The organism is Superficieibacter electus (assembly GCF_002915575.1).
Classification (GTDB): domain Bacteria; phylum Pseudomonadota; class Gammaproteobacteria; order Enterobacterales; family Enterobacteriaceae; genus Superficieibacter; species Superficieibacter electus.
The window spans coordinates 277,395-290,807 of sequence record NZ_PQGD01000006.1; the positions used below are offsets into that span (position 1 = coordinate 277,395).

At 51.7% G+C, this 13,413-nt stretch carries 12 protein-coding genes and 4 tRNA genes; 8 read left to right on the forward strand and 8 right to left on the reverse strand.

What is annotated here, in order from left to right:
• Window positions 1–1,470, forward strand: coding sequence for a molybdate ABC transporter ATP-binding protein ModF (gene modF / locus CHU32_RS09565; protein ID WP_103675556.1), 1,470 nt, complete (start codon window positions 1–3; stop codon window positions 1,468–1,470).
• Here modF and CHU32_RS09570 read toward each other — a convergent pair.
• Complete coding sequence (locus tag CHU32_RS09570) at window positions 1,467–2,219, reverse strand: alpha/beta fold hydrolase (RefSeq protein WP_103675557.1); 753 nt, start codon at window positions 2,217–2,219, stop codon at window positions 1,467–1,469. The two genes, modF and CHU32_RS09570, sit on opposite strands and share 4 nt — an antisense overlap.
• A gap of 286 nt (window positions 2,220–2,505) precedes the next feature.
• On the opposite strand from CHU32_RS09570, the gene galE reads away from it, so the two are divergent.
• From galE to gpmA, 5 genes are all read left to right on the forward strand, one after another.
• Window positions 2,506–3,522 carry a UDP-glucose 4-epimerase GalE gene (gene galE, locus CHU32_RS09575; RefSeq protein ID WP_103675558.1) on the forward strand — a complete coding sequence of 339 codons (1,017 nt, stop codon included), beginning with the start codon at window positions 2,506–2,508 and terminating at the stop codon, window positions 3,520–3,522.
• Window positions 3,523–3,531: 9 nt separating this feature from the next.
• Window positions 3,532–4,578 carry a galactose-1-phosphate uridylyltransferase gene (gene galT, locus CHU32_RS09580; protein ID WP_103675559.1) on the forward strand — a complete coding sequence of 349 codons (1,047 nt, stop codon included), beginning with the start codon at window positions 3,532–3,534 and terminating at the stop codon, window positions 4,576–4,578.
• Between the two features lie 2 nt (window positions 4,579–4,580).
• A complete protein-coding gene (gene galK, locus CHU32_RS09585; protein ID WP_103675560.1) occupies window positions 4,581–5,729 on the forward strand; it encodes a galactokinase in 1,149 nt (382 codons plus the stop codon).
• Entirely contained in the window at window positions 5,723–6,763 is a 1,041-nt protein-coding gene (gene galM / locus CHU32_RS09590; RefSeq protein ID WP_103675561.1) for a galactose-1-epimerase, read from the forward strand. The genes galK and galM overlap by 7 nt, the downstream gene beginning before the upstream one ends.
• A gap of 205 nt (window positions 6,764–6,968) precedes the next feature.
• Window positions 6,969–7,721 carry a 2,3-diphosphoglycerate-dependent phosphoglycerate mutase gene (gene gpmA / locus CHU32_RS09595; protein ID WP_103675562.1) on the forward strand — a complete coding sequence of 251 codons (753 nt, stop codon included), beginning with the start codon at window positions 6,969–6,971 and terminating at the stop codon, window positions 7,719–7,721.
• A 68-nt stretch (window positions 7,722–7,789) separates the two neighbouring features.
• Here the strand turns inward: gpmA and aroG are convergent, their stop codons facing one another.
• Window positions 7,790–8,842, reverse strand: a complete 1,053-nt coding sequence (aroG, locus tag CHU32_RS09600; RefSeq protein WP_103675563.1) for a 3-deoxy-7-phosphoheptulonate synthase AroG — start codon at window positions 8,840–8,842, stop codon at window positions 7,790–7,792.
• 314 nt (window positions 8,843–9,156) lie between these two features.
• Between aroG and CHU32_RS09605 the strand changes: the two genes are divergently transcribed.
• Both CHU32_RS09605 and zitB read left to right on the forward strand, forming a co-directional pair.
• Window positions 9,157–9,576: a YbgS-like family protein gene (locus CHU32_RS09605; RefSeq protein ID WP_103675564.1), complete on the forward strand. Its 420-nt coding sequence runs from the start codon at window positions 9,157–9,159 to the stop codon at window positions 9,574–9,576.
• A gap of 116 nt (window positions 9,577–9,692) precedes the next feature.
• Entirely contained in the window at window positions 9,693–10,625 is a 933-nt protein-coding gene (zitB, locus tag CHU32_RS09610; RefSeq protein WP_103675565.1) for a CDF family zinc transporter ZitB, read from the forward strand.
• Here the strand turns inward: zitB and pnuC are convergent.
• The 6 genes from pnuC to CHU32_RS09640 form a co-directional block, all read right to left on the reverse strand.
• Window positions 10,622–11,341, reverse strand: coding sequence for a nicotinamide riboside transporter PnuC (gene pnuC / locus CHU32_RS09615; RefSeq protein WP_103675566.1), 720 nt, complete (start codon window positions 11,339–11,341; stop codon window positions 10,622–10,624). The two genes, zitB and pnuC, sit on opposite strands and share 4 nt — an antisense overlap.
• Before the next feature lie 34 nt (window positions 11,342–11,375).
• A complete protein-coding gene (nadA, locus tag CHU32_RS09620; RefSeq protein ID WP_103675567.1) occupies window positions 11,376–12,419 on the reverse strand; it encodes a quinolinate synthase NadA in 1,044 nt (347 codons plus the stop codon).
• A gap of 301 nt (window positions 12,420–12,720) precedes the next feature.
• Window positions 12,721–12,796 (reverse strand) — tRNA-Lys (locus CHU32_RS09625).
• 46 nt (window positions 12,797–12,842) lie between these two features.
• Window positions 12,843–12,918: transfer RNA gene (locus tag CHU32_RS09630), tRNA-Lys, on the reverse strand.
• Window positions 12,919–13,051: 133 nt separating this feature from the next.
• Window positions 13,052–13,127, reverse strand: a tRNA-Lys gene (locus tag CHU32_RS09635).
• A gap of 133 nt (window positions 13,128–13,260) precedes the next feature.
• Window positions 13,261–13,336, reverse strand: a tRNA-Lys gene (locus tag CHU32_RS09640).
• Window positions 13,337–13,413 lie beyond the last annotated feature (77 nt).

Sequence of the window (13,413 nt, forward strand, 5' to 3'; positions counted from 1 at the left end):
ATGTCATTGTTGCATATTTCGCAAGGCACGTTTCATCTGAGCGATACACGTGTCCTGACCATTAACGCGTTGACCCTGCACGCGGGTGAAAGCTGGGCCTTTATCGGCACCAACGGCAGCGGTAAATCAGCCCTTGCCCGGGCGCTGGCAGGCGAATTACCGATCAGCAAAGGTAGGCGGGAGAGTCAGTTTTCGCGCGTTATTCGCCTCTCCTTTGAACAGTTACAAAAGCTGGTCAGCGATGAATGGCAGCGTAATAACACCGATCTACTGAGTCCGGATGAGGATGATACCGGGCGCACCACGGCAGAAATTATTCAGGATGAGGTGAAAAATCCGCAACGCTGCGCGCAGCTGGCCGCCCGATTTGGCATTACGCCACTGCTCACCCGTCGCTTCAAATACCTTTCCACCGGGGAAACCCGTAAAACCCTGCTGTGCCAGGCGCTGATGTCCGAACCGGATCTGCTGATCTTAGACGAGCCGTTTGACGGGCTGGATGTGACGTCGCGTGAACAACTGGCGGTGCTGCTGGCGACGCTCAATGAGCAGGGCTATACCATTGTGCTGGTGTTAAACCGCTTTGATGAAATCCCTGCTTTCGTGCAGCATGCAGGGGTTCTGGCAGACTGCACCCTGCTTGACACAGGCGAAAAAGAGACGTTATTACAGCAGGCGCTCATTGGCCAGTTGGCCCACAGCGAACGGCTGGAAGGCATCCGTTTACCTGAGCCGGACGAGCCGTCGGTGCGCCTGAGCCTTGCCGCCGACGCCCCGCGAATTATTCTTAACGATGGCGTGGTCTCTTACAATGACCGCCCTGTTCTTAATCATCTGAGCTGGACAGTAAAACCAGGGGAACACTGGCAGATTGTCGGCCCCAACGGCGCGGGAAAATCGACGCTGCTGAGTCTTATCACCGGCGATCATCCTCAGGGCTATAGCAACGATTTGACGCTCTTTGGCCGCCGCCGCGGCAGCGGAGAAACCATCTGGGATATTAAAAAACATATCGGTTACGTCAGCAGCAGCCTGCATCTGGATTATCGCGTCAGCACTAATGTGCGTAATGTCATTCTTTCCGGCTATTTTGACTCAATTGGCATTTATCAGGCGGTTTCCGACCGACAGCACAAACTGGCGCAGCAGTGGCTGGATATTCTGGGAATAGATAATCGCACTGCTGACGCGCCCTTCCACAGTCTTTCCTGGGGCCAGCAGCGGCTGGCGCTGATTGCGCGCGCGCTGGTGAAGCATCCAACGCTGCTGATCCTTGATGAACCCCTTCAGGGGCTTGATCCACTGAACCGCCAGCTGGTTCGCCGCTTTATTGATATTCTGATCGGTGAAGGTGAAACGCAGCTCCTCTTCGTTTCGCATCATGCGGAAGATGCGCCAGCGTGCATCACCCACCGGCTGGCGTTTGTGCCGGAGGGGGAAAGCTATCGTTACGTCCTGGAGGAGCGTTAATGAAACACGCTGGCAAGGATGCCTGCCAGGGCTGACGGATTTTCCCATGACATGGAGTGTCCTGCCTTTTCAATGGTCAGAACCGGAATTCCCCACGCCCGTATCGTTTCGACGTCAGTATCAGGCTCGCTAAGTTCGCCCACAATTAGCGTATGTGGGCAGCGCAGGCTCCGAAAAAGCATCAGCCATGATGGCGTTATCCCGTCAACCAGGCTCTTCGCGCCACGCCAGACGGCCCAGGGCGCATTGCTTTGTAATGACCCGGCCCAGGGAGAGTCTTCGGCAGCTAACAGTGCAGCATAGCCATCATGGACAAATGCTTCTTCGGCCTGCGCGGCAATCTGACGGCTGAACATCCCGCCACCCGCTGAAAAATTGGGTTCAGAGACGGCAAGCGCCAGAAGACGATCGGTCATTAGTGTTGCGACTTCTATTGCAATACTGCCGCCCATACTATGACCGTATAGATAAAAATGCTGTAAATTCAAACTCTCCAGCAATTCCACAACTACCCGCGCCTGGTCGCGGGTATGATAGCTAAACGCCTGTGGGCGTTCACTATAGCCACTGCCCGGCAGATCGATAAGAATGGCCGCTTTTCTGCCAAATTGCGCGTCCATCACCACGCGCGGATATTCATAAGAAGAAGCGCAGCCCAGCCCGTGAATAAAAACCACCGGGTGGCCCTCTCCTGGCAATGCCTGCCAGCGCACCTTTGCGCCCGCAATACGCGAATAAAACGTCTTCATTATTCACTCCTTTTGCATCTCACTTTTTTGCGTGTTTTATTGAGCGTTACGTTATGCCTTTCGTCAACCATTAAGGCGTGAGGGGCAGTAAAAATCAGGAACAGGAAGAAGGGATTTTAGGATTTATCACACATCTTAATAACTATTTGATTTTTATATTTATTTATTAAAAAAACACGCTTCTCACTTTTAGTGTAAGCGATTCCACAAACTTATTCCATGTCACACTTTTCGCATCTTTGTTATGCTATCTTTATCACATATCATAAGCATGATGGAGCGAAAAATGAGAGTTCTGGTTACGGGTGGTAGCGGTTACATTGGCAGTCATACCTGCGTACAGTTACTGAAAAACGGCCACGATGTCATCATTCTGGACAATCTGTGCAATAGCAAGCGCAGCGTAATGCCCGTCATTGAACGTCTCGGCGGCAAGCATCCTACCTTCGTTGAAGGCGATATTCGTAATGAAGCGCTGATGACAGAAATTCTGCACGATCACAGCATTGATACCGTGATTCATTTTGCCGGGTTAAAAGCAGTGGGTGAATCTGTCGCGAAGCCGCTGGAGTACTACGACAATAACGTGAACGGTACCTTACGGCTGATCTCCGCTATGCGTTCGGCAAATGTTAAAAATTTCATTTTCAGCTCCTCTGCTACCGTTTATGGCGATCAACCTAAGATCCCGTATGTTGAAAGCTTCCCGACAGGTACGCCGCAGAGCCCCTACGGCAAAAGTAAACTGATGGTCGAACAAATCCTGACCGACCTGCAAAAAGCCCAGCCGGAATGGAGCATCGCGCTGCTGCGCTATTTCAACCCGGTGGGGGCGCATCCGTCAGGCGATATGGGTGAAGATCCACAGGGCATTCCAAATAACCTGATGCCTTACATCGCACAGGTTGCCGTCGGCCGTCGCGAATCGCTGGCCATTTTTGGCAATGACTACCCCACTGAAGACGGTACCGGCGTGCGCGATTACATCCACGTGATGGACCTGGCTGACGGCCATGTTGCTGCCATGCAGAAACTGGCAGATAAGCCAGGGGTTCATATTTATAACCTGGGTGCAGGCGTCGGTAGCAGCGTGCTGGATGTCGTTAATGCCTTCAGCAAAGCCTGCGGCAAACCGGTCAATTACCATTTTGCCCCGCGTCGTGACGGCGATCTTCCTGCTTACTGGGCCGATGCCAGCAAAGCAGATAAAGAGCTGGATTGGCGCGTTTCCCGCAACCTTGATCAAATGGCGCAGGACACCTGGCACTGGCAGTCCCGCCACCCGCAGGGTTACTCAGACTAAGGAACAGTGATGACGCAATTTAATCCGGTCGATCATCCGCATCGCCGATATAACCCCTTAACCGGGCAATGGATTCTGGTTTCTCCGCATCGCGCTAAGCGTCCCTGGCAGGGCGCGCAGGAAACGCCTTCGCAGCAAAAACTGCCGAAACACGATCCGGATTGCTTTCTTTGCCCCGGCAACACCCGCGTAACCGGTGATAAAAATCCGGACTACAAAGGCACGTACGTTTTTACCAACGATTTTGCCGCGCTGATGACAGATACCCCGGACGCTCCGGAAAGCGATGATCCGCTGATGCGTTGCCAGAGCGCGCGCGGCACCAGCCGGGTGATCTGCTTTTCGCCCGATCACAGCAAAACGCTGCCGGAACTGACCGTGGAGGCGCTGGCGGAAGTGGTCAGCACCTGGCAGCAGCAAACCGCAGAGCTGGGGCAAACCTACCCATGGGTGCAGGTGTTTGAAAATAAAGGCGCAGCGATGGGATGCTCGAATCCGCATCCACACGGTCAGGTATGGGCTAACAGCTTCCTGCCAAACGAGATCGAGCGCGAAGATCGCCTGCAAAAAAGCTATTTTGCTGAGCAGCATTCACCGATGCTGGTGGACTACGTACAACGTGAGCTGGCGGACGGTAGCCGCACGGTGGTCGAGACGGAACACTGGCTGGCGGTGGTACCTTACTGGGCCGCATGGCCGTTTGAAACCCTGCTGCTACCAAAAGCGCATGTGCTGCGGCTCACCGATTTAACCGACGAACAATCTCAGGATCTGGCGCTGGCGCTGAAAAAACTCACCAGCCGCTACGACAACCTGTTCCAGTGCTCCTTCCCCTATTCAATGGGCTGGCACGGCGCGCCGTTTAATGATGACGGCAATCAGCACTGGCAGCTACACGCCCACTTTTACCCGCCGTTGCTGCGCTCAGCCACCGTGCGTAAATTTATGGTTGGCTACGAAATGCTGGCGGAAACCCAGCGCGATCTTACCGCAGAACAAGCCGCGGAGCGCCTGCGTGCGGTCAGCGACGTTCATTTTCGCGAATCCGGAGAATAACAATGAGTCTGAAAGAAAAAACACAATCCCTGTTTGCTGAGACATTCGGCTACCCTGCCACTCATGTGATTCAGGCACCGGGCCGCGTCAATCTGATTGGTGAACACACTGACTATAATGACGGTTTCGTCCTTCCCTGCGCCATCGATTATCAGACAGTGATTAGCTGTGCCGCACGTGACGATCGTACCGTGCGGGTGATGGCAGCGGATTACGACAATCAACTTGATGAATTTTCGCTGGATGCGCCGATCGTTACCCATGACGACCAGCAGTGGTCTAATTACGTGCGCGGCGTAGTGAAACATCTCCAGCAGCGTAATGCCAGCTTTGGCGGCGCGGATTTGGTGATCAGCGGGAATGTACCTCAGGGCGCAGGTCTTAGCTCTTCCGCCTCGCTGGAAGTGGCGGTTGGCACCGTGTTCCAGCAGCTTTATCATCTGCCGCTGGACGGCGCGCAAATTGCGCTTAACGGTCAGGAAGCGGAAAACCAGTTCGTCGGCTGTAACTGCGGCATTATGGATCAGTTGATCTCGGCGCTGGGTAAAAAAGATCATGCCCTGTTGATTGACTGCCGCTCGCTCGGCACCAAAGCGGTTTCCATGCCAAAAGGCGTTGCGGTAGTTATTATTAACAGTAACTTCAAGCGCACGCTGGTTGGCAGTGAATACAACACTCGCCGCGAACAGTGCGAGACTGGAGCGCGTTTCTTCCAGCAACCAGCGCTACGTGACGTCAAACTCGACGAGTTTAACGCGGTGGCAAACGAGCTGGACCCGGTGGTCGCTAAACGCGTGCGCCATGTGTTAACGGAGAATATTCGTACCGTTGAAGCCGCCGATGCGCTGGAAAAAGGCGATCTGCAACGGATGGGAGCACTGATGGCAGAATCTCACGCGTCCATGCGCGATGACTTTGAAATCACCGTCCCGCAAATTGACACACTGGTTGAGATTGTCAAAGGTGTCATTGGTGACAAAGGCGGCGTGCGCATGACCGGCGGCGGCTTTGGCGGCTGCATTGTTGCGCTGATCCCGGAAGCGCTGGTGACTGAAGTTGAAAACGCGGTCGCTGAACAGTACGAAGCTAAAACCGGCATCAAAGAAACCTTCTACGTTTGTAAACCGTCACAAGGAGCAGGTCAGTGTTAAGAAATACACCCGCAGCCGCCCCTGATGGGCTGCCGTTTCGTTTACTCACTCTGCGTAATAACGCAGGGCTGGTCGTCACTCTGATGGACTGGGGAGCAACATTGCTGTCTGTTCGCGTGCCGCACTCAGATGGTAGCGTCCGGGAGGCCATCCTCGGCTGCACCGGCCCGGAGCAGTATCCGCAGCATGAGGCTTTTTTTGGCGCATCGGTGGGTCGCTATGCAAACCGTATTGCCGACAGCCGTTTTGAACTGGACGGTGAAGTCATTAAGGTATTGCCAAGCCAGGGCGTCAACCAGCTTCACGGCGGGCCGGAAGGGTTTGATAAACGCCGCTGGAGTTATCAGAGCCTGAGTGACCATGAGGTGATCTTCTCGCTGCAATCGGCTGACGGCGATCAGGGCTTTCCAGGTAATCTGCAAGCCACGGCGCGTTATACCCTCACCGAAGATAATCGCATTGCCATTGAGTATCGTGCTACGGTAGATAAGCCCTGCCCGGTTAACATGACTAACCATGTCTATTTCAATCTCAACGGTGAACGCTCCGATGTGCGGGATCATAAACTGCAAATCCTTGCTGATGAGTATCTGCCGGTTGATGAGAGCGGTATTCCGCGTAGTGGTTTAAAAGCGGTAGCTGGCACCAGTTTTGATTTCCGTGCGCCGAAACGTATTGCCGATGATTTCTTAAGCGATGACGATCAGAAAAAGGTTAACGGTTACGATCACGCTTTTTTACTTCAGGCGAAAGGCGATGTAAAAACCAAAGCCGCGCACCTGTGGTCGGATGATGAGAAATTGCAGATGGCAGTGTATACCTCTGCTCCGGCGCTGCAATTTTATTCTGGCAACTTCCTTAAAGGCACCTCCTCCCGTGAACCCGGGACCTATGATGCCTGGCAGGGTCTGGCGCTGGAAAGCGAGTTTTTACCCGACTCGCCCAATCACCCGGAATGGCCGCAGCCGGACTGTATTTTACGCCCGGGTGAAGAGTATGTCAGCCTGACGGAATATCAGTTTATTCCAGCATGATCACCGGCCCTCTTCATAGAGGGCTTTTTTTGCCCGTTTTGCTGAAATTAACGCCATTTAAAGACAAAATCATAACTGCAAATTCACAAGCACCTTACACTGACCCACTATTTTCGCTATGGTTAGGGGTAAGCATTGCCGCCGGAGACGTGACGGCAATATAATGAGAATTGTTATCATTCAATAAAGCTTGAGGAGTAAGTGTATGGCTGTAACTAAGCTGGTACTGGTTCGTCACGGTGAAAGTCAGTGGAACAACGAAAACCGCTTTACCGGTTGGTATGATGTTGATCTGTCCGAGAAAGGCGTATCTGAAGCCAAAGCGGCAGGTAAATTACTGAAGGAAGAAGGCTATAGCTTTGACTTCGCTTACACCTCCGTGCTGAAACGCGCTATCCACACTCTGTGGAACATTCTGGACGGTCTGGATCAGGCCTGGTTGCCCGTTGAGAAATCCTGGAAACTGAACGAGCGTCACTACGGTGCGCTGCAGGGCCTGAACAAAGCTGAAACTGCGGAAAAATACGGTGATGAGCAGGTTAAACAGTGGCGTCGCGGTTTTGCCGTTACCCCGCCTGCGTTGACGAAAGAAGATGAGCGTTTCCCGGGCCACGATCCGCGCTACGCAAAACTGACCGAGCAGGAGCTGCCGCTGACGGAAAGCCTGGCGCTGACTATCGACCGCGTGATCCCTTACTGGAATGAAAGCATTCTGCCGCGCCTGAAAAGCGGCGAGCGCGTGATCATCGCCGCGCACGGTAACTCCCTGCGCGCGCTGGTTAAATATCTTGATAACATGGGCGAAGATGAAATCCTCGAACTGAATATCCCGACCGGCGTTCCGCTGGTGTATGAATTCGACGAAAACTTCAAGCCGATTAAACATTACTATCTGGGTAATGCTGACGAAATCGCGGCCAAAGCAGCGGCGGTAGCAAATCAGGGTAAAGCGAAGTAAAAAAATGCCCACTGTTTGGGCATTAAAGCTACAGGTAAGGCCGGGCAACATTGTCCGGCCTTATTTATTCAGCCGCGACGCGCTTTAACCGCATCCGCCAGCTGACGCAACAGCACTTGCGTATCATCCCAGCCAATGCAGGCATCGGTAATACTTTGACCGTAGGTCAGCGGTTCGCCACCGTCGAGATTTTGATTACCTTCAACCAGATGGCTTTCAATCATCACGCCAATAATTGCTTTCTCTCCACCTGCGATCTGCTGACAGACATCAGCACCGACGTCCATCTGCTTTTTAAACTGCTTGCTGGAGTTGGCATGGCTGAAATCAATCATCACTTGCGGCGCAAGATTCGCGTTGGTTAGCCCCTCTTTTACCTCTGCCACATGCTGCGCGCTGTAGTTTGGCGTTTTGCCACCGCGCAGAATGATATGACAATCGCCGTTTCCGCTGGTGTTAACGATGGCAGAATGCCCCCATTTGGTGACGGAGAGGAAACAGTGTGGCGCACCCGCAGCGTTAATGGCATCAATCGCCACTTTGATGGTCCCGTCAGTCCCGTTTTTAAACCCGACCGGGCAGGAGAGCCCTGATGCCAGTTCACGGTGAACCTGGGATTCAGTGGTACGCGCACCAATGGCACCCCAGCTCATGAGATCTGCCAGATATTGCGGGGTGATCATGTCGAGGAACTCACCTGCCGCAGGCAATCCGCTGTCATTAATATCCAGCAGCAGCTTACGGGCAATACGCAGGCCGTCGTTAATCTGATAGCTGCTGTCCATATGCGGGTCGTTGATTAGTCCTTTCCAGCCAACGGTCGTGCGCGGTTTCTCGAAATAAACACGCATCACGACTTCGAGTTCGCCACGCAGTTCTTCACGCAGCGTCAGCAGACGTGAAGCGTATTCTTTGGCAGCGGCCGGATCGTGGATAGAGCATGGGCCAATGATGACCAGCAGGCGGTCATCATTCCCTTTAAGAATTTTGTGAATGGCCTTGCGCGCATGGGCCACGGTATTAGCAGCGTTACCGGTCGCAGGGAATTTTTCCAGCAATGCCACAGGAGGCAGTAATTCATTAATCTCTTTGATACGTAAATCGTCGTTCTGATAATTCATCTTCTTTCCAGTCGTGCCATACTAATGAAGTTGTTTGCAATCCCTTCAATCTATATCCTCAGCCATGCACTGTAAACGGACTTTTACAGTTCAGACAGAATATTCCTGGAATTATTTAAAAAAAGGCCAGAAAGTAGCGTAGAACGAGATCTCATCTACACTTTTTAAATGTAACTACTGTGTTTGTTTTTAATTACCAGATTCTATTCTGACCGATTTATTTGTCACAGAATCTTTCACTACTGAGCAAACGATTTTCAATTGTATTGTTGGATGAAGTTATCTGACACCACGATGAGAACAGGAGCAGCATGATGAAAACGACTAAACTGGCTACAATTTTTCTGGCAGCAACCCTTTCTATGACCAGCGGCGCAGTTTTTGCCGCCAGCAGTCAATCGAATAACGGTACCTCTAACTCTTCTGCCGACGCCGGTCAGGTCGAGCCAGGCGCGAAAGAGAACGTGGCACCGAATAATGTTGATAACAGTAATATCAATACGGGTAGCACCAATACTAATACCACCTCAACGGGTTCTTCTGGCGGTACCATGCTGCATCCTGACAGCTCAAGCTCTACCCAGAGCACTGATGCTGACGGTATGACCAAAGAAGACATCCATAAAAACACCATGTGTAAAGATGGTCGTTGCCCGGATATCAATAAAAAAGTAGAAACTGGCGATGGCGTTAATAATGACGTCGATACCAAAACTGATGGTACTACCCATTAATGTGGTAAATCTCGTCAGAATTAAGGAGAGCTTCGGCTCTCCTTTTTTATGCACAATCGCGCAATATGTCGATATGATGTAATGCGTAACCCTTAAAAATGGTGCAGGACGATATTATGGCGCACTCCCACTCTGCGACGCCTGACAACAGTAATGCTCGCCGTTTGCTGTTAGCCTTTAGCGTAACCGCTGGTTTTATGGCGGTAGAAGTGGCGGGCGGACTTATCGCCAACTCGCTGGCTTTGCTCGCAGATGCAGGTCACATGCTTACCGATGCCGCGGCCCTGCTATTTGCTTTTTTGGCCGTGCAATTTTCACGACGGCCACCCAATGCTCAACATACTTTTGGCTGGTTACGTCTGACAACGCTTGCGGCCTTTGTTAATGCCATCGCGCTGGTCATCATCACTTTTCTGATTGTCTGGGAAGCCATTCAACGTTTTTATCATCCGCGACCGGTTGCGGGCTTCAGCATGCTGATCATTGCTATTGCCGGACTCCTGGCGAATCTGCTGGCCTTCTGGCTGCTGCATCGCGGTGGAGAAGAAAAAAATCTTAACGTCCGTGCGGCCATGCTGCATGTGCTTGGCGATCTGCTCGGATCGGTTGGTGCGATAGCTGCAGCCATTATCATCATGACTACGGGCTGGATGCCTGTTGACCCCATTCTTTCTATTCTGGTGTCATGTCTGGTACTGCGTAGCGCCTGGCGCTTGCTTAAAGAAAGCGTCAATGAACTTCTGGAAGGTGCGCCGGCGACGCTGGATATTGCGGCGCTGAAGAAAACACTACGCCGCGAGATCCCGGAAGTACGTAACGTGCATCATGTCCATGTCTGGCTGGTTGGTGAGAAGCCGCTGATGACATTACATGTGCAGGTGATCCCGCCCCACGATCACGATGCCCTGCTGGAGCGTATTCACCATTTCCTTGAGCATCATTATGATATTGCCCACGCGACGGTGCAGATGGAATATCAACCCTGTAGCGGACCGGAATGCCACCTCAACGAGGCGCACGCCGGTCACACTCACTCCCATCACCATTAATAAGAAAGTGCGTGAGAGCCTCTCTCACGCGCGCTGTTAATCCACATCCGCGTACCGTTTAGCGCGATAAAGGTCAGGATCAAATACTCCAGCGACATGGCATAAACCCCCTGGAGTGCAAAAATAACAACACTTATCACGTTGATAATCACCCATAAGATCCAGTTTTCAACGTATTTGCGAGTCATCAAAATCATTGCGACAATCGATAGCACCATCATGCAGGAATCCCAGAACGGGAAAGCGTCTGGCTGTAGCTCAGGCATAGTTACGTTAAGCCCCAGCGCCGACATCAGGTTTACCGCCACGCGGGTTAAAAATGCAAATACCGGGTTAATAAATATTGTCATCAGCCCAATGGCTACTGCACTGACAACCAGCCACAATATTGCTTTCGGCATTGGTAACCAGCGTATTTGTAATGCAGCTTCATTATGACTGGTTTGTCGCGACCAGGCGTACCAGCCGTAAATATTGGCTGCAAAGAAGAATAACTGGAGCAGCAGGCTGGCATAGAGCTGGATCTGGAAGAAGATGATGGCAAACAACGTAACGTTGATCAGGCCAAAAAAGTAATTAATGATTTTTTCCAGGCTGGCAAGCCAGATGCAGAGCAAACCAGCAATCGTGCCAATGGCTTCTATCCAGGACAAATCATAGCCGCCTTCACCAAATGGAATGTGAACAAGAATGTTTTGTGTACTCAAAAAATCCATCTTTACCCCAGAGCGTGTTGACGCGTTAATGTTGTTATGGACGTAGTGTAGCCGCAAAATCAAGCATACGGTTAAGCGGGATCAGTGCGCCTTTACGCAATTCCTCATCAACGAGAATCTCATGCCTGGCTCCTCCGGTTTCGAGACCATCCGCAATAGCTTTCAGACCGTTCATCGCCATCCATGGACAGTGGGCGCAGTTGCGGCAGGTGGCCCCCTCCCCCGCAGTGGGTGCCTCCAGCAGTATTTTGTCTGGTACTGCCTGCTGCATTTTCCAGAAAATACCCCGGTCGGTCGCCACAATAAGTTGTGCATGTGGCAGGTTTTTTGCGGCGTTGATTAACTGACTGGTCGACCCTACCGCGTCGGCCAGTTCTACAATAGCCTGCGGTGACTCAGGATGAACCAGCACGGCCGCATCGGGATAAAGCCCTTTCATACGCACCAATGATTGCGTCCTGAACTCATCATGCACGATACACGCTCCCTGCCAGCATAAAACATCAGCGCCGGTCTGTTTTTGTACATAATGACCTAAATGACGATCGGGGGCCCAGATGATTTTTTCGCCCAGACTATCAAGATGCTCAATCAATTCAACGGCAATACTTGAGGTTACCACCCAGTCGGCGCGCGCTTTCACTGCGGCGGAGGTATTGGCATAAACCACCACTGTGCGCTCCGGATGGGCATCACAAAAAGCGTTGAATTCATCAATCGGGCAGCCAAGATCCAGAGAACACTCCGCCTGCAGCGTTGGCATCAGAATGGTTTTCTCCGGACTGAGTATTTTGGCAGTCTCGCCCATAAAGCGCACGCCGGCGACCAGCAGCGTGGAAGCCGGGTGTTTAGCACCAAACTTTGCCATCTCCAGAGAATCGGAAATACATCCCCCCGTCTCTTCCGCCAGTTGCTGAATTTCCGGGTCGGTGTAATAGTGGGCCACCATAACCGCATCGCGTGCTTTTAGCAGATGCTTTATTTTCGCGCGGTAATATGATTTCTCTTCTGCGCTGAGCTGCGCAGGTTTTGGCGGGAAAGGGTAAACGGCTGAGAGAGGGTCATAGAATGCGTTCATCGGCTTCTCGTTCTACAGACTTAACATCCTGCCTGTGTTTTAGGTTTTACAAAGCGCTTACACGCCGATTTGTTTTATATACTAAACAAGATAGCCGATAGTGAATCAGATGTCACCGTGAATACGCAATTTTATATTCCGTCACAGCGTATAAAGAATGAAAAGTATGGGCGGGAGACAGAAAGCAAAAAAGCGCCTTTAGGGCGCTTCTTAACATGGATGATGTTCAGGTCGACTTGCCTTTCGGACTGCTACCGGGCAGCGTTATCCTTCACATTTGATAATATTTAGTCTTAACGCATGGTGGGTCGTGCAGGGTTCGAACCTGCGACCAATTGATTAAGAGTCAACTGCTCTACCAGCTGAGCTAACGACCCCTTTCGGGATTTACTAAACTTATCAATCAGTTATCAACATTATTATTGGTGGGTCGTGCAGGATTCGAACCTGCGACCAATTGATTAAAAGTCAACTGCTCTACCAACTGAGCTAACGACCCATCGATGCTGCCTGAACAATGTTAATTCTGAGCCACTTAATGACGGTGGCATTGTGCGCGATAATCTGCTCTACAGATCGTCGCTGTTGCACAGGGTCCTTCACGTTTAACGAGCGTATTCCACTTTACTGATTGGTGGGTCGTGCAGGATTCGAACCTGCGACCAATTGATTAAAAGTCAACTGCTCTACCAACTGAGCTAACGACCCATCGATGCTGCCTGAACAATGTTAATTCTGAGCCACTTAATGACGGTGGCATTGTGCGCGATAATCTGCTCTACAGATCGTCGCTGTTGCACAGGGTCCTTCACGTTTAACGAGCGTATTCCACTTTACTGATTGGTGGGTCGTGCAGGATTCGAACCTGCGACCAATTGATTAAAAGTCAACTGCTCTACCAACTGAGCTAACGACCCAAGTGGTGGGTGATGACGGGATCGAACCGCCGACCCCCTCCTTGTAAGGGAGGTGCTCTCCCAGCTGAGCTAATCAC